This window comes from Pseudonocardia cypriaca (assembly GCF_006717045.1).
Taxonomy (GTDB): Bacteria; Actinomycetota; Actinomycetes; order Mycobacteriales; family Pseudonocardiaceae; genus Pseudonocardia; species Pseudonocardia cypriaca.
This window is the reverse complement of record NZ_VFPH01000002.1, coordinates 535,739-558,156: the sequence shown is the minus strand read 5'-3', so window position 1 is coordinate 558,156 and position 22,418 is coordinate 535,739. Positions and strand designations below refer to the sequence as shown.

Annotated in this window: 22 protein-coding genes; 6 read left to right on the top strand and 16 right to left on the bottom strand. The window is 73.1% G+C overall.

Features of this window, described 5'->3' with window-relative positions; all coding sequences use genetic code 11:
• Positions 1 to 216: 216 nt before the first annotated feature.
• The 7 genes from FB388_RS20225 to FB388_RS20200 all read right to left on the bottom strand — a co-directional run bounded on the left by FB388_RS20225 (position 217) and on the right by FB388_RS20200 (position 4,301).
• Positions 217 to 696 (bottom strand): potassium channel family protein, encoded by a 480-nt coding sequence (locus FB388_RS20225; RefSeq protein ID WP_142103780.1) that lies wholly within the window; start codon positions 694 to 696, stop codon positions 217 to 219.
• Positions 697 to 710: 14 nt separating this feature from the next.
• Positions 711 to 854 (bottom strand): hypothetical protein, encoded by a 144-nt coding sequence (locus tag FB388_RS20220; RefSeq protein ID WP_211362124.1) that lies wholly within the window; start codon positions 852 to 854, stop codon positions 711 to 713.
• Positions 851 to 1,300 (bottom strand): pyridoxamine 5'-phosphate oxidase family protein, encoded by a 450-nt coding sequence (locus tag FB388_RS20215; protein WP_211362123.1) that lies wholly within the window; start codon positions 1,298 to 1,300, stop codon positions 851 to 853. Before FB388_RS20215 ends, FB388_RS20220 begins: the two co-directional genes overlap by 4 nt.
• A 397-nt stretch (positions 1,301 to 1,697) precedes the next feature.
• The gene (locus FB388_RS20210) at positions 1,698 to 2,141 is read right to left on the bottom strand and encodes a hypothetical protein (protein ID WP_142103778.1); all 444 of its coding nucleotides are present in this window, start codon (positions 2,139 to 2,141) and stop codon (positions 1,698 to 1,700) included.
• 186 nt (positions 2,142 to 2,327) lie between these two features.
• The gene (locus FB388_RS20205; protein ID WP_246122215.1) at positions 2,328 to 3,311 is read right to left on the bottom strand and encodes an Acg family FMN-binding oxidoreductase; all 984 of its coding nucleotides are present in this window, start codon (positions 3,309 to 3,311) and stop codon (positions 2,328 to 2,330) included.
• Positions 3,308 to 4,081: a universal stress protein gene (locus tag FB388_RS40500; protein WP_246122212.1), complete on the bottom strand. Its 774-nt coding sequence runs from the start codon at positions 4,079 to 4,081 to the stop codon at positions 3,308 to 3,310. The genes FB388_RS20205 and FB388_RS40500 overlap by 4 nt, the downstream gene beginning before the upstream one ends.
• A 16-nt stretch (positions 4,082 to 4,097) precedes the next feature.
• A complete protein-coding gene (locus tag FB388_RS20200; RefSeq protein ID WP_142103775.1) occupies positions 4,098 to 4,301 on the bottom strand; it encodes a hypothetical protein in 204 nt (67 codons plus the stop codon).
• Positions 4,302 to 4,541: 240 nt separating this feature from the next.
• On the opposite strand from FB388_RS20200, the gene FB388_RS20195 reads away from it, so the two are divergent.
• Positions 4,542 to 5,096: an Rv1733c family protein gene (locus FB388_RS20195; RefSeq protein ID WP_142103774.1), complete on the top strand. Its 555-nt coding sequence runs from the start codon at positions 4,542 to 4,544 to the stop codon at positions 5,094 to 5,096.
• Between the two features lie 124 nt (positions 5,097 to 5,220).
• Here FB388_RS20195 and FB388_RS20190 read toward each other — a convergent pair whose 3' ends face one another.
• The 4 genes from FB388_RS20190 to FB388_RS20175 all read right to left on the bottom strand — a co-directional run bounded on the left by FB388_RS20190 (position 5,221) and on the right by FB388_RS20175 (position 9,435).
• Positions 5,221 to 6,219 (bottom strand): Acg family FMN-binding oxidoreductase, encoded by a 999-nt coding sequence (locus FB388_RS20190; RefSeq protein WP_142106139.1) that lies wholly within the window; start codon positions 6,217 to 6,219, stop codon positions 5,221 to 5,223.
• A gap of 468 nt (positions 6,220 to 6,687) precedes the next feature.
• Entirely contained in the window at positions 6,688 to 7,341 is a 654-nt protein-coding gene (locus FB388_RS20185) for a response regulator (RefSeq protein ID WP_142103772.1), read from the bottom strand.
• 139 nt (positions 7,342 to 7,480) lie between these two features.
• Positions 7,481 to 8,983, bottom strand: a complete 1,503-nt coding sequence (locus FB388_RS20180; RefSeq protein WP_142103770.1) for a bifunctional aminoglycoside phosphotransferase/ATP-binding protein — start codon at positions 8,981 to 8,983, stop codon at positions 7,481 to 7,483.
• Positions 8,984 to 9,036: 53 nt separating this feature from the next.
• Entirely contained in the window at positions 9,037 to 9,435 is a 399-nt protein-coding gene (locus FB388_RS20175; protein WP_170225747.1) for a CBS domain-containing protein, read from the bottom strand.
• A 230-nt stretch (positions 9,436 to 9,665) separates the two neighbouring features.
• Between FB388_RS20175 and FB388_RS20170 the strand changes: the two genes are divergently transcribed.
• The 5 genes from FB388_RS20170 to FB388_RS20145 all read left to right on the top strand — a co-directional run bounded on the left by FB388_RS20170 (position 9,666) and on the right by FB388_RS20145 (position 14,986).
• The gene (locus tag FB388_RS20170) at positions 9,666 to 10,523 is read left to right on the top strand and encodes a universal stress protein (RefSeq protein ID WP_246122211.1); all 858 of its coding nucleotides are present in this window, start codon (positions 9,666 to 9,668) and stop codon (positions 10,521 to 10,523) included.
• Positions 10,524 to 10,675: 152 nt separating this feature from the next.
• The gene (locus FB388_RS20165) at positions 10,676 to 11,563 is read left to right on the top strand and encodes a universal stress protein (protein ID WP_170225746.1); all 888 of its coding nucleotides are present in this window, start codon (positions 10,676 to 10,678) and stop codon (positions 11,561 to 11,563) included.
• Positions 11,564 to 11,759: 196 nt separating this feature from the next.
• Positions 11,760 to 13,838 carry a phosphate acetyltransferase gene (gene pta / locus FB388_RS20160; RefSeq protein ID WP_142103766.1) on the top strand — a complete coding sequence of 693 codons (2,079 nt, stop codon included), beginning with the start codon at positions 11,760 to 11,762 and terminating at the stop codon, positions 13,836 to 13,838.
• Between the two features lie 360 nt (positions 13,839 to 14,198).
• Positions 14,199 to 14,348 carry a cation transporting ATPase C-terminal domain-containing protein gene (locus tag FB388_RS20150; protein ID WP_142103764.1) on the top strand — a complete coding sequence of 50 codons (150 nt, stop codon included), beginning with the start codon at positions 14,199 to 14,201 and terminating at the stop codon, positions 14,346 to 14,348.
• 104 nt (positions 14,349 to 14,452) lie between these two features.
• Positions 14,453 to 14,986, top strand: coding sequence for a flavodoxin family protein (locus FB388_RS20145; protein ID WP_142103763.1), 534 nt, complete (start codon positions 14,453 to 14,455; stop codon positions 14,984 to 14,986).
• A gap of 78 nt (positions 14,987 to 15,064) precedes the next feature.
• Here FB388_RS20145 and FB388_RS20140 read toward each other — a convergent pair whose 3' ends face one another.
• The 5 genes from FB388_RS20140 to FB388_RS20120 form a co-directional block, all read right to left on the bottom strand.
• A complete protein-coding gene (locus FB388_RS20140; RefSeq protein ID WP_142103761.1) occupies positions 15,065 to 15,415 on the bottom strand; it encodes a cupin domain-containing protein in 351 nt (116 codons plus the stop codon).
• Between the two features lie 5 nt (positions 15,416 to 15,420).
• Positions 15,421 to 16,146, bottom strand: coding sequence for a respiratory nitrate reductase subunit gamma (gene narI / locus FB388_RS20135; protein WP_142103759.1), 726 nt, complete (start codon positions 16,144 to 16,146; stop codon positions 15,421 to 15,423).
• Entirely contained in the window at positions 16,143 to 16,757 is a 615-nt protein-coding gene (narJ, locus tag FB388_RS20130) for a nitrate reductase molybdenum cofactor assembly chaperone (RefSeq protein ID WP_142103758.1), read from the bottom strand. The genes narI and narJ overlap by 4 nt, the downstream gene beginning before the upstream one ends.
• Complete coding sequence (gene narH, locus FB388_RS20125; RefSeq protein WP_142103756.1) at positions 16,754 to 18,493, bottom strand: nitrate reductase subunit beta; 1,740 nt, start codon at positions 18,491 to 18,493, stop codon at positions 16,754 to 16,756. Before narH ends, narJ begins: the two co-directional genes overlap by 4 nt.
• A 124-nt stretch (positions 18,494 to 18,617) precedes the next feature.
• Entirely contained in the window at positions 18,618 to 22,322 is a 3,705-nt protein-coding gene (locus FB388_RS20120; RefSeq protein WP_142103754.1) for a nitrate reductase subunit alpha, read from the bottom strand.
• Positions 22,323 to 22,418 lie beyond the last annotated feature (96 nt).

The window sequence follows — 22,418 nt, the reverse complement described above, 5'->3', positions numbered from 1 at the left end:
ACGAAGATCGTCTACCGCGGGGACTTCCTCGCGGTCGAGGACGTCACGCTGAAGATGCCGCCCGCGCCGTGACGGCCTTCATCGGGCCGTCCGGCTGCGGGAGCCGGCCGTCCTGCGCACGATGGACCGGCTGCACGAGGTGCTGCCGAGCGGATCGACGCGCACACCTGAAATCCGGAGCCGATCGACCGGTCGGCTCCGGTCCGCCCGCATGGCTCACCGCCGGTCCGCTTCGGCGCGCTCTGCCACGAGCCGCAAGCGGTCCTCGATCCGGGCGAGCCGCGCATCGAGGGCGTCCAGCCGGGCCTCGATGCGGTGTTCGACCGCTTCGGTCTCTGCTTCTAGCGCGCGTTCCTCGGCCGCGGCGACGGCCTGCGCGACGACGAGGGCGACGACGGCCGCCACGCCGCCGAGCACGGCGACGCCGACCGCCATCAGCGCAACGGCGATCAGGCGGCCCGTCGTCGTGACCGGGATGTGGTCGCCGTATCCGACGGTCGTCAAGGTCGTCACCGCCCACCAGAGCGCATCGCCCCATGAGTCGACGGTCCGGCTCGGCTCCTCGCGTTCGATCAACCACATCGCCGAGCCCCCGAGGAGGAGGGCGGTGGCGGCGACGAGCGTCACCACGGCCGAGATCCGGCGCGCGGTCGCGGCGGTGGTGCTCCGCTCCTTCCTCGCCACCTGATCGGTCACGGTGTCGCCGTCCGTCAGAACTCGAGGACGACGCGGACCCGGCCGGCGAGGACGTCCGCGAAGATCGTGTTGATCTCGTCGAGCTTGCGGGTCTCCGTCACCACGCGGGTTCGGCCGGCGGCGTGCGGCGCGAAGACGTCGGCCAGGTGCGCCCTCATGCCCGTCCCTCCCCGGCGTCCGCGGGAGCCGCGACTAGCCGGCGCCCGGTGAGTCGCTGCAGGGGCACGGCGATGGTGTGGGCCGTGCGGTTCGGTGCCCATGGTTGCGGCATCCGGGTGGCCAGGTCGGCCAGGCGGTCGGGGACCAGCACCTCGTAGGCCTCGCCGATGCCGAGCACGGCCCAACCGGTTCGGGTGCGCGGGTCGATCTCGTCGACCTGGAAGGCCACGACCGCGCCTCGGGTGGCGGCGGCCAGCTTGCTCCCGCCTGCGGTGCGGAAGACGACTTCCTCGCCGTCGAGGAGGTACGTGACCGGCTGAGCCGCCGGGAGGGCGGCGTCGGTGAACACGACGCGGCCGATCTCGCTCTTGGTGAGCAGGCGGAGGCACTCGGCCTCGTCGAGCTCCACCAGTTCGACGATCGCCGCTCGATCTGCGGCTGTCACTGCTGCTCTCCTTCGTTGTCGAACCACCGACGATCCGCCGCGCCGAGGCCGGTCGACAGGGCCGAAGGTCCTCGTCAGGTGGGTCGTGCGATCACATCGACGACTGCCGTGACGACGGGCGAGCACCCGGCATCGCTCGCTCGCCTGCGCCGAGCGCGGGGGTGCCGGGGTCCCCCGTAGTCGGGACCTTCGGCCCTGAGGAGATCCCGGCCCGATGGGCGATCCTCGGTGGCGAGGGCACGGCAACGTCCTCGGGCTGAGGGGAAGGTGTGGCGCGCGGGTGCTGGGGGATGGCCCGGGCGTGGCATCGGCGCGGCGAGGTGCGTCCGGATCGAGGTATCCGGGCGCACCCCTGCCGCTACGGTCGTCCTCCTCGCGCGCTGCCGTGGGTTGCGTCCTACTCGGTCGAGGCAGGCTCGCGTGCTGGGACGGACGCCGACGATCGGCCCGTTCGGGGTGTCGTGACGGCACCGGCCACGACGACCGTGGCGCGCGCCGGCTGCCGCTCGCCGGCGAACCGGGCGACGAACTGCGCGACCTCCTGCGGCGCGGGCAGTCGGCGCCTCCGCAGCCGGTGCCGCCGCACGCGGCCACCGGCGCCGGGGAACACGAGTGTCCAGCACCGGCCGCCGTTCCACCGGGCGGACGAGGGCCACGGCCGGCCCGCGGTGGCCCCCTGGTCTCGCAGCACGACCCTGCCGCCCGGTCGTCCCGGCCCGTTGAGGACCACGGCGTCCACCGGCACCGGGAGAGCCTCGAGCTCCTTCGCCACCGCTGCCAGGTAGCGCGCCTGGAGCAGGCGGTCGACGTCGACCACGATCCGAGACCCGGGTGCTGTCATGGTCGTACTCCTCGTCCTCGGGCCGCCGCTTGCGGCCCCACGTCGAGGATCTCGGCAACCGGGGCGGTCGCGGCAGCGCCGGAAGGCCCGGGCATCGCGGCGGAAGTCCCGGCTGTCGCGGTCACGGCCACCGCCGACCCGCACCCTCGGGCCGGCATCCGCGTCAGCCCTGCGGGCCAGGATCACTCATGGCAGGAGAACGGAGCGGAGCTCGCGGCGCGGTGTCGCCGGCAGGGTGGGCGCACCCGAGGCCGGCCACCCGACGCGGATCACGAGCTGCGGGTGCTCGGGTACTCCCAGCACGTCCCGCTGGACCCGCAGGCGGGAACTGTCGATCTCCAGGGCTTGGCTGAGCGGGGTGGTGGCGAGCCCGATCCGCGTCGCCGCCAGTAGGACGGCGCTCGTCGCCTCGCCGGCGCGCAGGCGGTCCAGGATCTCGTCCGCACCGGTCGTGACGACGAGCAGCTCGGCGGCGTCGTCACCGCGGCCGTGCCCGGGAGCCTGTGCTGCCTGGGCGAGCTCTGCCCGGCCGAAGCGGCGCAGCGGTGAAGGGTCGAGGGTATCGATCGGCGGCGCGGCGACATTGGCGGCCGGCACACCGTCACGGCCACCGGGGAGGCGGTTGGTCCACATCCGCAGCTCGGCTGCGTACCCGGTTTCCTCGCGCTGGAGGTGCTCGGCGGCGACGATCGCCGCGAGGAGCCGCTGCCGCGTCGCCGGCCGGGTGACCGGGACGAGGGTCGCCCCGTTGCGGGCGGCCAGCTCGACGAGGGTGCGCAGGTGCTCGGCCGGGACCGCCCGGCGGCTCATGCGGCGGCGGTCGGTCCTGCGCCGCGCGGTCGCCGGGAACAACGCCGCGTCGGCCGGTTCGCCCCCGGGCCAGACCGCGACCGTAGCGAGGTGGGTGGTGTCCTCGGGGTCGGGAATGCGTCGGACATCGGCGGAGAGACCGCGCGCGGCGAGTGCGACGCGCAGGTGGTGCAGGGCCGCGCCGCAGCTGAGGACGAGGTCGCGACGGTCCGGGTCGGTGGCCGCCAGGTGGCGTTGCGGGTCGGCGTGCAGGTGCACCTCGTCGGAGCCGATCCGCCAACGCCACGGCTGGCTGTTGTGCACCGACGGTGCGTGGAGGGCGTCCTCGACGGCTTCGGCGAGTCGCGTGGTGGTCGTCACGGTCGGCCACCGGCTGCTGGGATCGGGTCGGTTGTCTCGCCGAACGTCGGTGACCACGGCCCGGACGTCGACAGCGCGGGCCGCGGGATCATCAGGACGGCGCACGGGGCGTGGAACAGCGCGCTGCGTGCGACCAGCCCGAGCCCTCCCCACGGATCCGGACGCGGGCCACCCAGAACGAGCAGATCGGCGTCCAGCGGCTCGCCCACGAGCTCGTCGGCCCGGACCCGGGCGAGCCACGGCCGCACACGGAGACCGGGAACACTGCTCGACGTTGCCCGAACGGCGGCGTCGAGGAGCCGGGTGGCGTTCTGGACCGCGCGGTCGAGTCCGACGCTCCGTTCGCCGAACGAGGTGGGGAGCCCGTGCGCCACGACGAGGTCCGCCCCCATGTGTCCGGCGCATGCGACCGCCTCGGTCAGGGGCTGCGCGTCGTCCGGGAAGCACCGCACGGCGGCGACCACCCGGGGCGGGCTCGCGTACGTCCGGTGCAGCACGGGCAGGACCAGCACCGGGTCCCCGCGGCGCGCCGCGTCGGCCGTGATCTCCATGATCGCGCCGACCCGCTCCGCGCACGCGGGATCCGCCGGGCCGGGGACGAGTCGGTGACGGATCTCCCGAGCCGAACGGTCGCACCAGCGCACGGCCCAGCCCGGGATCTCGTCGCCGACGACGACGAGCGCTCTACCGGGTCGTCGCGACGGCGTGCCGGGCCGGGGGACGCCCGGGATCTCGAGGGTGCTCGTTGCCGTGGTCATCGCTGTGGTCATCTCGCCCGCTTCCTCGTCATCGGTCCCGGACGCGCTTGACCGTCAGCGCGATCGGGCGGCGGGGAGTCGCCGGCAGCTGTGGACCGAGCGGCGCCCAGCCGACCTGCAGCAGCAGCTGCGGGCAGAGGGAGCCGCCGAGGCTGTTGTGCACCGAGGGGGCGCGGACGGCCGGTTCGAGCGCACTGATCACGGTGCGGTGGTCGACGTCGTCGATGATCATTCCTGCTCCTCGGGACGGCGGAGCGGAGGCCCTCCGTTCCCGCTCGCCACCGACCATCCCCGCGCGGTGCCGCCACGACCAGCGGCGGTGGTCCCGTACCGGGAAGGACTCTCGCCTCTGCGAGCCGGGTCTCTGGGCGCTTCCGCGTGACCGGCCACGTGTTGGACGGTCGGAAACGCTCTGGTGCACCGGGCCGAGTGCCCGGTGGCAGTGGCTGCACGGAGGAGGGAGGGGATCGCGATGCGACCTGACCCGGGGCGGCTTCCGCGCCGCTCGACTGATCGCGTCGAGGACCTCGTTGCGTGGCTCCTGACGGGGGCTGCCCTGCTGGTGATCGTCTTCGCTGTGCTGACCGGGGTCACCGTGCACGGCCGGGAAGCCGAACGCGCGGAGCTGAACAGCAGGTCGGCGTCGCAGACGCGCGCCGTGTTGCTCGAGGACGCGCACGTGGTGTCCGGGGAGTTCGGAAGCGCGCCCGCGCAGGTCCGGGCGCGCTGGGCCGACCGCGTCGGGCGGGAGCACGTAGGCGTCATCGCGGCGATGCGCTCGCAGCCCGCCGGCGCCGAGGTCGAGGTGTGGATCGATGCAGCGGGCGAGATCACCTCGTGCCCCGGGCACTCGGCGAATGCCATGATCGGTGGGATCGTGGCCGCGATCGGCGTGCTGTGCGCAGGTGCGACGCCTCTCCTCGCGACGTGGTTCGGGGTCCGCGGCCTGACCTGGCGGTCCAACTCCCGGCGGTGGGAGCGGGACTGGGCGCGAGTGGAGCCGCACTGGCGGCGCACCACCCTCTGATTCCGGGGCCGATCTCGCTGCGGCGCCGGGCGGGTGGCGCGGTCGGGCGCGGTCGGCCCCACGGTCGGCGCGACGCGCTCGGCGGGACCGACATGAGCGACGCCTGCGCCCCGTCGAGCTCGCGTCACGTCGTCCCCATCTGCTTCCCGATGAGGTCCGCAGGGGCGCGCCGGCTGGTCGGCGGAACCGCCCAGCCGTGGCCGATGCGAAGCACCGCCTGCGGTGGCCGGGTGCCGGCGATGAGGCGTCGCACCTCCTCGCGCGCCTGCGGCACTTCGACGACGTGGGAGAGAAATGACGTCGCGAGTCCCTCGGCGGTGGCGGTGAGCAGGACCCGCTGCAACGCCTGCCCGGCCTGCACTTCGGCCGCGGGTCCACTGAAGTGCGTGGTCAGCACCGCGATGAGTGGTTCGGGCTCGAAGTCCTTGCCGGGCTGGCGTGCGGGCCGGTTCCCGCCCGTGTAGTCGCGCAGCACCCACCGGTCCTGCGGCTCGGCGGGCGTGCCCGCGATGGCGGGTACGCCGTCGGCCTGGCCGTCCGTGCGGCCCGTCCAGCGGGCGAACTCTCCGCGAAATGCGGCATCGGCCATCTGGGCGCGGTGGGCACGGGCCGCGATGTCCCGCAGAGCCACGCGCAGGCCGGGATCGTCGACGATCTCCAGCCAGCCACCCTCGTCGAGCGCCGCGCGGCGCAGGGCCGACTGCTCGGGCCGGGAGACCGGCTCGTCCGCGTACGGGTGGCGGTTCGTCCGGCGTAGCGGCACGGCGCGCAGCAGCTGCAGCTGCTCGGGGGTGGGCGGTTTGCGCCCGCCGCGGCGAACCACCGCGAGCAACTCCGGCCGGTCCACGTCGGGGAGGACGGTGACCAGCGGCCGGATGCCGTTGCAGAGAAGCGCGAGCCGCAGGTTGTACAGGGCGGCGCCGCAGCCGATGCGCAGCTCGCGGTCGTCCGGGTCCGCTGCTGGGAGCCTGCGGTCCGGATCGGCGTACAGCTCGACGACCTCCCGGCCGAGCCGCAGCCGCCAGGGCTGCGCGTTGTGCAGCGACGGCGCCTGCCCGACTGCGACGAGGAGTGCCTCGACCTGTTCGGGAGCCAGGCCCAGTGCCTCGGGGAATGTGGTCATCATCAGTCACGTCCAGCTGGCGCTCGGAACCCGGACCGGCTGTCCGTGCTCGCCCGACCACTCTCCTGGCGCGGCCCGGGAGTGCGGTACGGGCGAAGGGCCCGTCACGCTACGGACATCGGACCGGCTTGCCCGGCGTCCGGTCGAGGACCTGGACGACACGGTGGGGGAGATCCGGACGTCGATCTTCGACCTGCACACCGCCGGCGAGGGGCGGAAGGCGGGCTGCGGCGCCACCTCCTGGGCGCGGCCGCGGAGGCCGCCGAGGGTTACGGGCCTGTCCGGCGGGCGACGAGCTGCTGGTCGAAGTCGTCGACGACGGCGGCGGGATGGACCCTGGCGTGGTGCGCGGCGGCCTGCGCAACATCGAGGAGCGGGCGCGGGAGTGCGCAGGCTCCCTGCGGGTCGGGGCGGGGAACGGGAGTGGCACCCGAGTGAGCCGGCGGGTGCCCTCGAGCTGACTGCGCCTCAGCGCGTGCTGTCGTCCTTGCGCAGCTCCGCGGCGTAGACGGCGGCCTCGGTGCGGCGGGCGAAGCCGAGCTTGTGCAGCAGCGACGACACGTAGTTCTTCACCGTCTTCTCGGCCAGGAACATCTCGGCGCCGATCTGACGGTTGGTGAGGCCGTCGGCGATGAGGTGCAGGATGCGCCGCTCCTGCGGGCTCAGCGATGCGTACCGGGGGTCGGCCGGCTGGTCGCCCTTGCGCAGCCGCTCCAGCACCACGGCGGTGGCCTTGGGGTCCAGTAGCGATCCGCCGGCCGCGATCGTCCGGACGGCACCGACGAGGTCGATACCGGTGACCTGCTTGAGCAGGTAGCCCGAGGCACCGGCCATGATCGCGCCGAACAGCGCCTCGTCGTCGGCGTAGGAGGTGAGCATCAGGCAGGCAGGCGGCGGGGCGACGGCCGAGCGGATCTCCCGGCAGACGGTGACGCCGTCACCGTCGGGCAGGCGGACGTCGAGGATCGCGACGTCGGGGCGGAGGGCGGGGATCCGGGCCAACGCCTGCGCGGCGGTGCCCGCCTCGCCGACGACGGTGATGTCGTCCACCCCGTCGAGCAGCTGGGCGATCCCGCGTCGGACGATCTCGTGATCGTCGAGGAGGAACACGGAGATCGTCACGGCTTTCACCTTTTCGCTCGGCTGGGAACACGGTGAACGGTAGATCCGGGTATTCGCTCCGGCGAGCCGCAGTCGGCCTGCGAAAGCGGGCCGAAAGGCCCTGTCCGTGTTGCTCCTGCCGGCGTACAGCTCCGGCCGGTCAACCGGCCGCGTCCCGCCAGAGCGCCGCGGCGCGCTCCAGCGCGACCCCGACCGGCCCCGCCGTGTCGACGGGAACGGCGTCCGGCCACGGGTCGGCGACGGTCGCCATGAGCGTGGCGACGGGCACGGTCGCGTCGGACGGGTCGCCGTGACGGCCGGCGATGCGGCGGGCCGTGGTCCCGGCGCCGGCACGGCACTCCAGCTGCAGCAGCTCGCTGCTGGTGCGCCGGGCGAGGTCCACCGCGGTCGCCCGGTGCGGCGCCGACGTCCACGAGGCGTCCAGCACGACCGACTCGCCCCGCCCCAGTAGCCCCTCCGCGCGGTGCAGCAGCTCGGCGTATAGCTCCTCGGTGCGTTCGGGGGCATAGATGCCCTGACCGAACGCGGCGCCGGCGGGACGCGCCGGATCGATCCCGGCGAGCTCCTTGCGGACGCGGTCGCTGGACAGCACCACGGCGCCGAACCGGTCGGCGAGTGCACCCGACAGCGTCGACTTCCCGGTGCCGGGCAGCCCACCGACCAGGACCAGGCGCGGAGCCCCCGCCCGAAGGTGGCGTAAGGCGATCGCGGCGTAGTGGGCGGCCTCGGGACCGGCGGTCGGGTCGCCCTGCGCGTGGCGGATGCACCCGACCTTGGCCCGAACACCTGCCCGGTAGGCGATGTAGTGGTGGCGCAGCGACATCGGTGCCGGGTCGCCGGAGAACTCGACGTAGGAGTCGAGGAACGCCTCGCCGAGGTCCGGTCGCCCGAGGCGCTCCAGGTCCATAGCCAGGAAGGCGACGTCGTCGAGGCCGTCGACGAACCGCAGGCGATCGTCGAACTCGAGGCAGTCCAGCGCCCGCGGACCGTCGTCGAGGCAGAACACGTCCGCTGCGATGAGGTCGCCGTGCCCGTCGACGATCCGGTCCTCGGCGATCCGCCGGGCGAACAGCGGGCCGCGGCCATCGAGGAAGCGGGTGACGAGCCGGTCGATCGCAGCGGGGGTCGACGTCGGGAGCACCGTGCCCTCGTAGGGGTGCAGCTCGACGGTGTTCGCGGCCCAGCGGGCGCGCAGGGCCTCCCGGCCGCCCTCCGCCGCGATCCCCGGGCCGCGGTCGGCGCCGGCGTGGAACGCGGCCACCTGCCGGGCGAGCGCGCGCAGCGCGCCCTCCACGTCGGCCCCCTCGCGCACGAGCGTCGAGAGCCGCCGCTCGGCCGGCATCCGGCGCATCACGAGCAGGTGCTCGGCCGGCTCCCCGCGACGGTCCTCGGAAGGGACGTCCTCCCCGGTGGGGGACGGCGCCGACACCCGGGAGAGCCCGAGGTAGACGTCCGGCGCGAGCCGGCGGTTGAGCTCCAGCTCGCGGCGCAGCGCGGTGAGCCGCTGCTCCGGAGTGCTGAAGTCGAGGAACGCGGTGCGGACCGGCTTCTTGAGCTTGTACGCCCGGTCGCCGAGCAGCAGCACGACGCCGATGTGCGTCTCGTGCAGCGCCGCGGCCTGCTCGGCCTTCGCCTCGTCCACGTGGGCCCCCCGCCTCGGTAGCTCCGCTCAAGCTCGCACGACGACCGGACCGGTCATGGCGCCGTTCCCGCGTCGATGCTGTCCGGACGTCCGGCGAGCGAGCGGATGAGGTCGGTGGTCGTCACGATCCCGACCAGCCGGTCCCCTTCCATGACGAGCACGGCGTCGAGCCCGCCGATCTGGATCGAGCGTGCGGCGACCGACCGCCGGGCAGCAGCGGTCACCGCGGGCGCGGGGCGGACGAGATGGGCGACCGACGTCGCCGACCGTTCTTCGGGGACGCCGGCCAGGAGGTGGCCCACGACGTCGGTCTCGACGAGCAGCCCGCAGCACCAGCTGCCGTCGAACACGGGCAGGTGCCGGATCCCACCCTCCGCCATCAGGCGCAGCGCGGTCGCCAGGCTCACGTCCGCGGTTATCCCGACGAGCCGCTGCGTCATCAGGGTCTTCACCGGCGGGTCCTCGTCGCGAGCCTCTGGTGGTGCTGCCAGGCCCCGGCGATCTGTCCGCCGATGATCCGTTGCCCTCATCGCCTGCTCCCCTCGGGTCGGGACGGCTTCAGCGTCTCGCCTGCCGGCCGCGCCTGGCAGGGGCGGACGGCCCGTGTGCGCCGCCGGAGGTCACGCCGAGGACGGCCTGGTGGACCGACCTACGGCGCGGCATCGCGGGACGAGCGGCCGTCGTGGACGGATCGGAGCCCGCCCGGCGCGCCGTCCGGTGGGCGGCTCAGGAGGCCGGGCGTCGGCGGGTGCCCCTGCGGGTGGTGACGGCCTTCGAGTGGTTGTTCGGCCGGCCGATCGGGCAGGTCGGGCTCGGGGAGAGCTACCGGGAGATCATGCTCGGCGTGGCCCGCCGGCAGCTGGCCGAGTCGGTTCGGATGGCGCAGCACGAGCAGCCGACGCTCGAGGTGCAGTCGCAGCTGGTGGTGGGCTTCCCGATCGCGGTCCTGACCGAGGAGGCGCGGCGGTCGCAGTTGGTCGTGATCGGTGATCGTGGTCTCGGCGGGGTGACCGGGCTGCTGCTCGGCTCGGTCGCCGTCGCGCTCGGTGCGCACGCGGACTGCCCCACGGTCGTCGTACGCGATGAGGCCGAGACGCCCGACTCTGCGGCGCCGGTCGTGGTCGGGGTGGACGGCTCGCCGACGAGCGAGGCGGCGCTGGCGTTCGCCTTCGAGGCCGCCGCGGCGCGGGAGGTGCCGCTGGTGGCGGTGCACACGTGGTGGGACCTGCTCGTGGATCCGTCACTGGCCCCGCTGCTGGACCGGGACGCCATCGGGGACGACGAGCGCCGGGCGCTCGCCGAGCGGCTCGCCGGATGGGGGGAGAAGTACCCGGACGTGCCGATCGAGCGCCTCGTGAGGCGGGATCACCCCGCGCGTGCCCTGGTCGAGCAGTCCCAGCGGGCGCAGTTGGTCGTGGTCGGGTCCCGCGGCCGTGGTGGTGTCGCGGGTCTGGTGCTCGGGTCGGTCAGCCACGCGGTCCTGCACCGTGTGCACTGCCCGGTCGCAGTCGTGCGGCCCGACACCGGGGAACCGGGATGACGATCCTCGTCGCTCCCGCGGTCGCGGGGCCGGCCGGCCCACTCTCGCGCGGGTGGCGGGTCCGTCGACCCTGGTGGAGCCGCCGGCGCGGCCGCAGAGTGAGAGGTGGCCCAGCCGCGCACATCAGCGCCCCGAGGCCGGAGGGAGGAACCGTGGAGAGACACGATGAGCGGCCCGTGGTGGTGGGAGTGGACGCCTCGGACTCGGCGCGCGCCGCAGCGGTCTGGGCCGGTGACCTCGCCGCGGCGTGGGGTGCCCCGCTGCACCTGCTGCACGCCGTGCCCGGGGAGGCACCCGCGCAGGAGGCACAGCCCGCCTGGCTGCGGGAGCTGGCCGATGCGGCCGAGAACGCCGGTGCCGCCCCGAGTCGCGTCGAGGTCGTGCCGCACGGCACCGTCGAGCTGCTCGCCGATCGGGCCGACCGCGCCAGGATGCTCGTGCTGGGCAGCTACGGTGAGGGTGCCTGGTCCGGGATGCTCGCCGGCGCCGTCGCGCTCGCGCTGGCCGGGACCGTGCCGTGCCCGGTCGCGGTGGTGCGGGGCGCCGCGCCGCGGGTGGCTCCGCCCCGCAACGGTCCGGTCGTCGTGGGCGTCGACGGATCCGCGACCGGGCACGCCGCCGCACTGCTCGCCGTCGACGTCGCAGCGTCGGTGGGTGCTCCGCTCATCGCCGTGCACGCCTGGTCCGACGTCGCCGAGAGCGGCGGCGGCCTGCGTCGCAGGCACGACGACTGGGCAGAGCTCGCCGAACAGGGTGGCGCGGTGCTCGCGGAGGAGATCCAGGCAGCGGCCGAGGCCCGACCCGCCCTGGACATCCGGCGCGACCTCGTGAACGACACCGCGCTGCGAGCGCTCCTGCGATGGGCCGACGACGCCCGCATGCTGGTCGTCGGACATCGCGGCCACGGGCTCACACAGGGCACGAGGCTCGGCTCGACGAGCCGCGCGCTGGTCGAGTTCGCCCCCTGCCCGGTCGTCGTCACCCCGCCGGTCCCGGCGCCGGTGGCGCAGGCCACCCACTCGACGAACGCAGCGCGATGAGGCCACCGTCGACCCGCTGCTGTCGCCGCAGCCATGGACAACCGAGACGGCGGATCATGGGGCGAGCGGCTCACGGCAGGGCGAAGAGGATGCCGATCGCCCCCGCGCCGCGCTGCCCGGGAGCCGTTCGACGCGGCAGGCCGGCCTGAGCGGGACCGCGCCTGCGGTCCGTCGCCGGGCCGTCGAAGATGGTGCCGTGACCCGGCACGTGTACGTCATGGCGATGGAGGCCGGCACCGGCAAGTCGGCGGTGGTGCTCGGGCTGGCGGAGGTGCTGTCCCGGCATGCCGGACGGCTGGCTCTGTTCCGGCCGCTGGTCGCCGCCGCCGACCCGCCGGACCCGGACGTCGAGCTCGTCCGCTGCCGGTACGGGCTGCCGCAGTCCTACTCCAGCTCGTTCGCGCTCACGGCCGACGACCTGCACGACGCGGACCGGCGGGACGGGTACGAGCGCCTGCTGGCCCGCGTGCTGGACGGGTGCGCGCGCGTGGGCGCGGAGGCCGACGTCGTGTTGCTGGAGGGCAGCGACTTCACGTCCGCATCGCCCGTCGTCGAGCTGGACCTCAACGTCGACGCTGCGCGCAACCTCGCCGCGCCCGTCCTGCTGGTGGTCGGCGGCCGCGCTCGCTCCGCCGACCAGGTGCTCGAGGCAGCGCACCAGGGCGTCGCGGTGCTCGCCGACCGCGGGTGCGCGGTGCTGGGCGTGGTCTGCAACCGCGTCGGTGGCGACCAGGTGGAGGCGGTGCGGGACGGGATGCCCGCGGCTGTGGGGGAGCTGCCTTGGGGGGTGCTGCCCGAGGTGCCGCTGCTGGCGGCGCCGACGGTCGCGGAGATCGCCGACCGGCTGGGCGCCCGGTCGGTCGTCGCCCCGGCCGCCCCGCGCGAGGTCGCGCGGGTCATCGTCGGCGCGATGGGCCTCCCGGCCTTCCTCGACCGCATCGCCGACGGGGATCTGGTGATCACCCCTGGGGACCGCGCCGACATCATCGCGGGGATCCTGGCCGCGCGCGCATCCGCCGGGTACCCGTCGGTGGCCGGGCTGCTGCTCTCGGGCGGGATGGTCGCCGAGCCGGTCCGGCGGCTGGCCCCCGGGTTCGACGTCGCCGGCATCCCGATCCTGGCGGTCGACGCCGACACGTACGAGACGGCCGCGGCCGTCCGCGAGGTGCGCGGCGCGATCGGTGTCGACAGTGCGCGCAAGATCGCCACGGCGATCGCCATGTTCGAGGACCACGTCGACCACGAGCGGCTGCGCGAGCAGCTCGCCGTCGCCCGCCCGACGCGGACGACCCCGCTGATGTTCCAGCAGCAGCTGCTGGAGCGGGCGCGCGCCGACCGGCGGCACGTCGTGCTGCCGGAGAGCGAGGACGACCGGATCCTCCAGGCCGCCGAGCAGCTGTTGCTGCGGGGCGTCGCCGACCTCACGCTGCTCGGTCGCGAGGACGAAGTGCGCGCGAGGGCCGCCGCGCTGGGGGTGGACGTCTCGGCGGCCCGGTTCGTCGATCCGGCGACCTCGCCGTGGCGGGAGCCGTTCGCCCGCGTGTACGCCGATCTGCGCCGGCACCGCGGTGTGGCGGTGCCGGTGGCGCTGGACCTGATGGCCGACGCGACCTACTTCGGGACGATGATGGTGCACCAGGGCCGCGCCGACGGCCTGGTCTCGGGTGCCGCGCACACGACGGCCCACACCATCCGGCCCGCGTTCGAGGTGATCCGGACCGGGCCGGGGGTGTCGCTGGTGTCCAGCGCATTCCTCATGTGCCTGTCCGACCGGGTGCTGGTCTACGCCGACTGCGCGGTCGTGCCCAACCCGACGGCCGAGCAGCTCGCCGACATCGCGATCTCCGCCGCCGCTACGGCCGGCCTGTTCGGGATCGAGCCCCGGGTGGCGATGCTGTCGTACTCGACGGGGGAGTCGGGTTCCGGCAGCGACGTCGAGCACGTGCGACGCGCCACGGCGCTCGTGCGCGAACGCGCGCCCGGGTTGCCGGTCGAGGGTCCGATCCAGTACGACGCCGCCGTCGACCCCGGGGTGGCGCGCACGAAGCTGCCCGGGAGCGCGGTCGCGGGCCGGGCGACGGTGTTGATCTTCCCGGACCTGAACACGGGCAACAACACCTACAAGGCCGTGCAGCGCAGCGCGGGCGCTGTGGCGATCGGGCCGGTGCTGCAGGGCCTGGCGCGGCCGGTGAACGACCTGTCCCGGGGCGCGACCGTCACCGACATCGTCAACACCGTCGCGATCACCGCCATCCAGGCCCAGCCCGCCGGCTGACCGGCCACCGAGCCGGGCCGAAAGTCCGTGTTCGCGGGACGTCCGGCCCTGGGGAGGGCGCCGGTCGCCCCGGGAGTGTCGATCGCGACGGATCGGACTCGGGAGCGGTCATCTGCGGATCGTGCAACGCGCTGATCGGGTTCGTGGAGGAGTACCGCGCCGGTCACGCCATCCAGGCGCTGGCCCGGCTGGTGTCGGAACTGGCCAGGATGCGCCGGGACGGCCAGTGGACGCAGACAGCGGCCGAGCACCTCGTCCCGGGCGACGAGCCGCTCTTGTCGCGGTTCGTCGTCATGCGCACGGTCTGGATCGGCGCGCTCATGGCCGCCGTCGCGATCGCCCTTCCTGTTCAGCCGCGGGGTGCACCTGCCGTTCATGCAGGCCGTGTTCCGCACCGCGGATCTCACGCCGGGGCAGTGGCTCCTAGCCGCCGCCGCGGGCGCGGTCGTCGTGCCGGTCGTCGCGGTCGAGAAGTGGTGGTCGCGGCACCGGGCGGGACCTTCGGCCTGACCGGCCCCCGCGGACGTCCCGCCGGACGGGGAGCTGCAGCCCTGCCGCCGCCCCCGTTCCGCGAATGAAGCTGGGAGCTGGAACCCAGAGACAGGAGACGGCGGATGTGCGCGCTCGTGGTGGTGGAGTCGATGTTCGGCAACACCCGGCGGATCGCCGAGGAGGTGGCCCACGGGCTGGCTCGGGGGTTGGGCGAGTCCGGGCAGGTCCGCGTCGCGGACGTCAGCCACTCCCCGGAGCCCCTGGACGGCGTCGACCTCCTCGTCGTGGGTGGCCCGACCCACGCGTTCGCGATGACGCGGATGTCGACCCGCCGGTCCGCGGCCGAGCAGGCGGGTGCCGGCGCGCAGCCGGCGCAGACCGGGTTGCGGGAGTGGCTCGCCGCTCTCGCGCAGGCGCCGACGGGCGTGCGCGCGGCGGCGTTCGACACGCGGATGGATCGCCCGCGGCTGCCCGGCTCCGCAGCGGCCGGAGCGGCCCGCAAGCTGCGCCACCTCGGCTACGACCTCGTCGCCCGCCCCGAGACGTTCCGCGTCACCGGTACACAGGGGCCGCTGCTCGAGGGCGAGCTCGACCGGGCACGGGCGTGGGGGGCCGATGTCGCCCGTGCCGCCACCGCCGCCACCAGCACCGCCTGAGAACCCAGGCGGGACTCGCCGGAGCGCCCACGTGCCGAAGGTCCGCCATCGGGTGGGACCAGTCGCAACCGTGGCTGCTCACAGTGAGGATGTGTGGCTGCTTCGCTTCGCCACGGTGAGCAGCACAGCGGCATCCTCCAGCGCCTCGAGACTGTGCGACGCGGGCGGAACGATCAGCAGGTCCCCACGCCTGCCGTCCCACGCGTTGTCGCCGCTCACGAGGCGGACGCGGCCGAGCAGGACGTGCACGGTGGCTTCGCCCGGGTTCACGTGCTCGGCCAGGCTCCGGCCGCGCAGCAACGCGATCACGGTCTGGCGCATCACGTGCTCGTGCCCACCCACCGCGGTGTGCGCCGCCCGCCCGGCGGGGCTGCGCCGGGCGGCGTCGAGCTGCTCGCGGGCGAGCGCGTCCAGCGACAGCTTCTGCATCGTGCTCAGACCCGTTCCCAGCCACGTCGCGGCTGTCGCGACGCCGGCCCGCCGCCTCGGGATCGGTAGACGATGTAGGGCCGGAACAGGTAGCCGATCGGCGCGGTGAAGGCATGTACGAGCCGGGTGAACGGCCAGATCGCGAACAGCAGCATGCCGATGAGTGTGTGCAGCTGGAACGCGAGGCCGGAGTGGGCCATCGCTTCGATGTCGGGCTGCAGCACGAACAGTGACCGGAACCAGGGGGCGACCGACAGCCGGTAGTTGTGCTCCTCGCCGCCGGCGGCGCCGAGGAGGGTGGTTGCCAGCCCGACGACGATCGCGGCGACCAGCACCACGTACATGGCTTTGTCGTTCTTCGTGGTGGCCATGAAGACCGGCCCGGTGGTGCGGCGGCGGTAGACGAGGATCCCGACCCCGACGAGGGTGCAGAAGCCGGCGATCCCGCCGAGCAGCAGCGCCTGCACGTGGTAGGCCTCCTGGGACAGACCCGCTGCGTCGGTCCAGCTCTTCGGGATCACCAACCCGATGACGTGGCCGATGACCACCACGAGGATGCCGAAGTGGAACAGCGGGCTGCCGATGCGCAGCAGCTTCGACTCGTACAGCTCGGATGAGCGGGTCGTCCATCCGAACTTGTCGTATCGGTACCGCCAGATCGTGCCGGCGACGAGGATCGCGATCGTCACGTAGGGCAGCACGCCCCAGAGCAGGACGTCCAGCGCATTCATCGTGCTCCTCCTGCCGGGAACGGGGCGAGTTCGAGTCCGACCTGCTCGCGTGGTGGGCCGCTGCGCGCGAGTGCCTTCGCGGCGGCGACGTCGGCGGGTGAGGGGCCGGGTAGCAGTGCACAGACCGCCTCGATCGGCGCGGCGTAGGGCGTGCCGGCGTCGAGGAGGGCGAGCCGCAGCAGTTCCAGGCCGGCGCGGTGCTCCTGCAGGAGGGTGAGCCCGTCGACGAGGTCGGTGGTTGCGGCGTACTCGAGTACCGCGGGGAGGAAGTCGGGCAGCTCGGTGCTGTCCCATTCGACCCCGGCGGCGCGGTAGCGCTGCTTGAGCGTGGCGAGCGCTCCGCCTCGGCGGCGGGTCTCGCCGTCGCTCCACCACGTGAGGTAGAGGCAGCAGCGGCGGCGCCGGTCGAACACCTCGACGTAGTGCTCGGCGAGCGCGCCGGGCGCCGTGTCCTCGAGGTGGTCCAGGAACGCTGTCAGCCGCTCGCGTGGCCGGCCCGGCGGCAGGGCGTCCACCGCGCTCCGGACCAGCGGGAACATCTCCCGGATCCGCTCGTCGGGGTACTGCAGGCAGACCGACGCCGCCTGGAGGACGACCGCCTGCTCGCTCATCGCTCGGTCCCCGGCGCCGGCGCCGGCGCGGGATCCGGCCGGCTGTGGCCGGTGATGTCACCGGGCTCCGGTGGCGCCTCCCGTGGCGGCGGGAAGAGCCCCGGCGGGCGGCCCTTGCCGTCCCAGTTGAGCAGGTTGATCCGGGCACCACGATCGCCGGGGTCGGCGAAGGTGTCGCTGGTCTGGCGGTCGCGCAGGGCGTGGAAGGTCTCCACGGACACCGGCGTCGGGCGCCCGGACGCCTCCCCGAACGGGCCGCTGCCGACCAGCATCCCGGGGCCGCCGTCGACGTCGAGGCTGCAACCGATCTCCTCGAGGTCGTGGGCCTGCGCCTCGTGGGCGCTGGGGATGACGTAGCGCTCCTCGTACTTCGCGATTGCGAGCAGCCGGTACATCTCCAGGATCTCGGCGCCGGTCATCCCGACCGACGCGGCGATCGACTCGTGGCGCGGGCGGCCAAGGGTGACGTCGCGCATGTACGACCGCATCGCGGCCAGCTTCTGCAGGACGGAGCGGACCGGCTCGACGTCGCCCGCGGTGAACAGCTCGGCGAGGTACTCGACGGGGATGCGGAGCGCGTCGATCGCGCCGAACAGGTTGCCGGCGTCCTCGCCGTCGTGGCCGGTCTCGGTGAGCCGGTCGACGACGGGTGATAGCGGCGGGATGTACCAGACCATCGGCATGGTCCGGAACTCCGGATGGAGCGGCAGCGCCACTCGGTAGTCCATCGCCAGCTTGTACACGGGCGAGCGCTGGGCGGCCGCGATCCAGTCGTCGGCGATGCCGCCGTGGCGCGCGGCCGCGATCACCCGGGGGTCGTGCGGGTCGAGCAGCAGGTCGAGCTGTGCCTCGTACAGGTCGTGCTCGTCCTCGACGGACGCCGCCGCGGTGACGCGGTCAGCGTCGTAGAGGAACAGCCCGATGTAGCGCAGCCGCCCGACGCAGGTCTCGCTGCACACCGTGGGCAGCCCGACCTCGACCCGCGGGTAGCAGAACGTGCACTTCTCGGCCTTGCCGGTGCGGTGGTTGAAGTAGACCTTCTTGTACGGGCAGCCGGTGACGCACATCCGCCAGCCCCGGCACTGGTCCTGGTCGACCAGCACGATCCCGTCCTCGGCCCGCTTGTACATCGCCCCGGACGGGCAGGACGCCACGCAGGACGGGTTCAGGCAGTGCTCGCAGATGCGCGGGAGGAAGAACATGAAGGCCTGTTCGTAGTTGAACTTGACCTTGTCCTCGGACTCGCGGCGGATGCGCTCGACGATCGGGTCGCGCGGACCGTGCTCGGGGGCGCCGCCGAGGTCGTCGTCCCAGTTGGCGCTCCACTCCACGGCCATCGGCTCACCGGAGAGCAGCGACTTCGGCTGTGCGACGGGGAAGTCGTCGCCCAGCGGGGCGTCGGTGAGGTTCTCGTAGTCGTAGGTCCAGGGCTCGTAGTAGTCGCGGATGTTGGGCAGGACGGGGTTGGCGAAGATCGTGAGCAGCTTGCGGAACCGCCCGCCCGCCTTGAGTGTGAGGCGGCCGCGCTTGTTGCGCACCCAGCCGCCCTTCCACTGCTCCTGGTCCTGGTAGCGACGCGGGTAGCCCTGACCGGGGCGGGTCTCGACGTTGTTGAACCAGACGTACTCGACGCCGCTGCGGTTGGTCCACGCCTGCTTGCAGGTGACCGAGCAGGTGTGGCAACCGATGCACTTGTCGAGGTTCATGACCATGCCCATCTGGGCCATCACGCGCATTCCCGCCTCCCCGGAACCTCTACTGCGGTTGCGCGGGGTACGCACGTCGCGAAAGTGGGTTGATCGTGGTCACCCGCCGTCACGTTCCCCTGAGGTTCCGTTGGATGACGGGGTCCTTTTGCGATCACTGATAACTCACCTCCTGCGAGCGCCGACGGATCACGGTGACCTCGTCGCGCTGGTTGCCGGTGGGGCCGAGGTAGTTGAAAGCGAACGAGAGCTGGGCGTAGCCGCCGATGAGATGGGTCGGCTTCACCAGGATCCGCGTGAGCGAGTTGTGGATGCCGCCCCGCCGGCCGGTGGTCTCCGACTTCGGCACGTTCACCACCCGCTCCTGCGCGTGGTAGACGAACACGACGCCCGCCGGCAGGCGGTGCGTGACGATCGCCCTCGCGACGAGCACGCCGTTGCGGTTGACGCCCTCGACCCAGTCGTTGTCGCGCACCCCGATCGACTTCGCGTCCGGCTCGCTCATCCACACCACGGGGCCGCCGCGCGACAGCGAGAGCATGAACAGGTTGTCCTGGTACTCCGAGTGGATCGACCACTTCGAGTGCGGCGTGAGGTAGCGGACGGTCACCGACCGGCCGTCGTCACCGAGCTGCCCCGGTCGGGCATCGCCGAAGAGGCGCTGCATGTCCAGCGGGGCCCGGTAGACCGGCAGCGTCTCGCCGAACTCGTGCATCCAGTCGTGGTCGAGCAGGAAGTGCATCCGGCCGGTGAGCGTGTGCCACGGCTTGCTCCGCTCGACGTTCACGGTGAACGGGGCGTAGCGCCGGCCGCCGGTCTCGCTTCCCGACCACTCCGGGCTGGTGATCACCGGCACCGGCCGGGCCTGGGTGTCGGCGAAGGAGATCCGCTTCTCCTCGCTGCCCTCGGCCAGGTCGACGAGGCGAGTGCCGGTGCGGCGCTCCAGCTCACGGAACCCCTGGACGGCGAGCCGGCCGTTCGTCGTCGCGGAGAGGGTGAGGATCGCCTCCGCCATCTTGGCGTCGGTGTCGATCGCCGGGCGGCCGTCACCGGCACCGCCGAGCATCACGCCGTTCTTCGCCGCGAGGTGGGCGAGCTCCTCCTCGGGGTGGTAGGTGATGGCTTTGGTCGTCATGCCGAGCCGGTCGAGCAGCGGCCCGATGCTCGCCATCTTGTCGGCGATCGCGGTGTAGTCGCGCTCGACCACGACCAGGTTCGGCATGGTCTTGCCCGGGATGGGCTCCACCTCGCCGGTCCGCCAGTCCCGCACCCGGCCGCCGGGCTGTGCGGTCTCGCCGGGCGTGTCGTGCTGCAGCGGGACGGCGACGACGTCCTGCCGGACGCCCAAGTGCGTGCGGGCGAGCTCGGAGAACCGGCGGGCGATCGCGTCGAACGCGGCGAAGTCGGTGCGCGTCTCGAACGGCGGGTCGATGGCCGGGGTGAAGGCGTGGACGAACGGGTGCATGTCCGTGGTGTTGAGGTCGTGCTTCTCGTACCAGGTGGCGGCCGGGAGCACGACGTCTGCGAGCAGCGTGGAGCTGGTCATCCGGAAGTCCAGGGCGAGCAGCAGGTCGAGCTTGCCCTCCGGCGGGTCGCCGTCGCGCCACACCACGTCCCGCGGCCTGCGGTCTGCCGGCGTCTCGTCGGCCATGAGGTTGTTGTGGGTGCCGAGCAGATGCTTGAGGAAGTACTCGTCGCCCTTCGCCGAGGAGCCCAGCAGGTTCGCCCGCCACAGAGTGAGGCACCGCGGCCAGTTCTGCGGCGCGTCCGGGTCTTCGATCGCGAACTTCAGCTTCCCGGACCGCAGCTGGTCCACCACGTGGGCCGCGACGTCGCCGTCCCCTGCCTCGTCCGCCACGTCCAGGGGGTTGCGGTCGAACTGCGGGTAGGACGGCATCCAGCCCAACCGGGCCGACAGTGCGATCGTGTCGATCGTGTGCATGCCCGCGAGATGCCCCTGCGCCAACGGCGAGGTGAGGGCGTCGGCGCGGTAGCCGTCGTAGCGCCACTGGTCGGAGTGCGTGTACCAGTACGCGGTGCCGATCATCTGCCGCGGCGGGCGGGACCAGTCGGTGGCCATCGCCATGGTCGCCCATCCCGTGATCGGGCGGCACTTCTCCTGTCCGACGTAGTGGGCCCAGCCGCCACCGTTGCGGCCCATCGAGCCCGTCAGAAGCAGCAGCGAGAGCACCGCCCGGTAGGTGGCGTCACCGTGGAACCACTGGCAGATGCCCGCGCCCATGATGATCATCGTGCGGCCCTCGGACTCCTCGGCGTTGCGCGCCATCTCCCTGGCCACCCGCACGACCTGCTCGGCGGGCACCGAGGTGATCGACTCCTGCCAGGCGGGGGTGTAGGGCTGCGCGGCGTCGTCGTAGCCGGTCGGCCACACGCCGGGCATCCCCGGCCGGTGCACGCCGTACTGGGCGAGCATCAGGTCGAAGACGGTGGTGCAGAGCTTTCCGCCGACCCGGCGCACCGGGACGCCTCTGCGCAGGATGCCGCCGGTGCCGTCGATCGAGTCGAAGCGGGGGAGCAGCACCTCGGCGGTCTCGCCGTCCAGCAGCGTGAGCTGGGGTGAGACGTCGCCGAGGTCGAGGTTCCACTTCCCGGCCCCCGACGATGTGTAGCGATAGCCCATCGAGCCGTTGGGCACCACCGGCTCGCCGGTCTTCCCATCGATGAGCACGGTCTTCCACTCCGCGCCCTCACCGGTGTCGCCGAGGTCGGCGGCGGTGAGGAACTTGCCCGGGACGTGCCCGCCGCCGTATTCCTCCAGCGAGACGAGGAACGGCAGATCGGTGTAGGTCTGCACGTAGTCGACGAAGAACGGCACCCGCCGGTCGACGAAGAACTCCTTGAGCATCACGTGGCCCATGGCCATCGCCATCGCCCCGTCGGTGCCTGGCTGGGCGGGCAGCCAGGTGTCGGCGAACTTCGTGTTGTCGGCGTAGTCCGGTGACACGACGACGACCTTCTGGCCCTTGTAACGTGCCTCGGCCATCCAGTGCGCGTCCGGCGTGCGGGTTATCGGGACGTTCGAGCCCCACATGAGCAGGTAGGAGGCGTTCCACCAGTCGCCGGACTCGGGCACGTCGGTCTGGTCACCGAACACCTGTGGCGAGGCGACGGGGAGGTCGGCGTACCAGTCGTAGAACGACGTCATGCAGCCACCGACCAGCTCGATGAACCGCGACCCGGCCGCGTGGCTGACCATCGACATCGCCGGGATGGGCGAGAACCCGGCGATCCGGTCCGGCCCGTAGGTCTTGACGGTGTGGACGTGGGCGGCCGCGATCATCTCCACGGCCTCGTCCCATGAGACCCGCACGTGCCCACCCTTGCCGCGGGCGCGCTGGTAGCGGCGGCGCTTCTCCGGATCGGTCGTGACCTCGGCCCAGGCCAGGACGGGGTCTCCGAGCCGCTCCTTCGCCTCCCGGTACATCTCCAGCAGCACACCGCGGGCGTACGGGTACCGGACCCGCGTGGGGGAGTACGTGTACCAGGAGAAGGCCGCGCCGCGCGGGCAGCCGCGCGGTTCGTACTCGGGGGAGTCGGGGCCCACCGACGGGTAGTCGGTCTGCTGGCTCTCCCACGTGATGATCCCGTCCTTGACGTAGACCTTCCAGGAGCACGAGCCCGTGCAGTTCACGCCGTGCGTGGAGCGGACGACCTTGTCGTGGCTCCAGCGGTCGCGGTAGAAGACGTCGCCCTCGCGGCCGCCCTCCCGGTACACCGATCGCAGGTCGTCCGAGGTCTCTCGCCGCGTGAAGAAGCGGCCCGTCCGCAGCAGGACGTCGGCCGCCGGGCCATCGAACCCGCTGGTCGAGGCGGTGGTGGGCGTTGCCGGTTCGGCCATCGCGATGCTCCCTGCCCGTCGTCGGGACCGTGCACACCTGCGGCTGATCGCAGCCAACCACGGCGGAACAGTCCTCACCCATACCGAAGGTCCCGG

What these genes read in the sequence shown, in the direction of transcription:
- FB388_RS20140 (WP_142103761.1), bottom strand. Translation starts at nt 15,415, where the DNA reads ATGCAGAAGCTGTCGCTGGACGCGCTCGCCCGCGAGCAGCTCGACGCC.
- narI (WP_142103759.1), bottom strand. Translation starts at nt 16,146, where the DNA reads ATGAATGCGCTGGACGTCCTGCTCTGGGGCGTGCTGCCCTACGTGACG.
- FB388_RS20210 (WP_142103778.1), bottom strand. Translation starts at nt 2,141, where the DNA reads ATGACAGCACCCGGGTCTCGGATCGTGGTCGACGTCGACCGCCTGCTC.
- FB388_RS20190 (WP_142106139.1), bottom strand. Translation starts at nt 6,219, where the DNA reads ATGACCACATTCCCCGAGGCACTGGGCCTGGCTCCCGAACAGGTCGAG.
- FB388_RS20145 (WP_142103763.1), top strand. Translation starts at nt 14,453, where the DNA reads ATGTGCGCGCTCGTGGTGGTGGAGTCGATGTTCGGCAACACCCGGCGG.
- narH (WP_142103756.1), bottom strand. Translation starts at nt 18,493, where the DNA reads ATGCGCGTGATGGCCCAGATGGGCATGGTCATGAACCTCGACAAGTGC.
- FB388_RS40500 (WP_246122212.1), bottom strand. Translation starts at nt 4,081, where the DNA reads ATGACCACAGCGATGACCACGGCAACGAGCACCCTCGAGATCCCGGGC.
- narJ (WP_142103758.1), bottom strand. Translation starts at nt 16,757, where the DNA reads ATGAGCGAGCAGGCGGTCGTCCTCCAGGCGGCGTCGGTCTGCCTGCAG.
- FB388_RS20200 (WP_142103775.1), bottom strand. Translation starts at nt 4,301, where the DNA reads ATGATCATCGACGACGTCGACCACCGCACCGTGATCAGTGCGCTCGAA.
- FB388_RS20220 (WP_211362124.1), bottom strand. Translation starts at nt 854, where the DNA reads ATGAGGGCGCACCTGGCCGACGTCTTCGCGCCGCACGCCGCCGGCCGA.
- FB388_RS20120 (WP_142103754.1), bottom strand. Translation starts at nt 22,322, where the DNA reads ATGGCCGAACCGGCAACGCCCACCACCGCCTCGACCAGCGGGTTCGAT.
- FB388_RS20195 (WP_142103774.1), top strand. Translation starts at nt 4,542, where the DNA reads ATGCGACCTGACCCGGGGCGGCTTCCGCGCCGCTCGACTGATCGCGTC.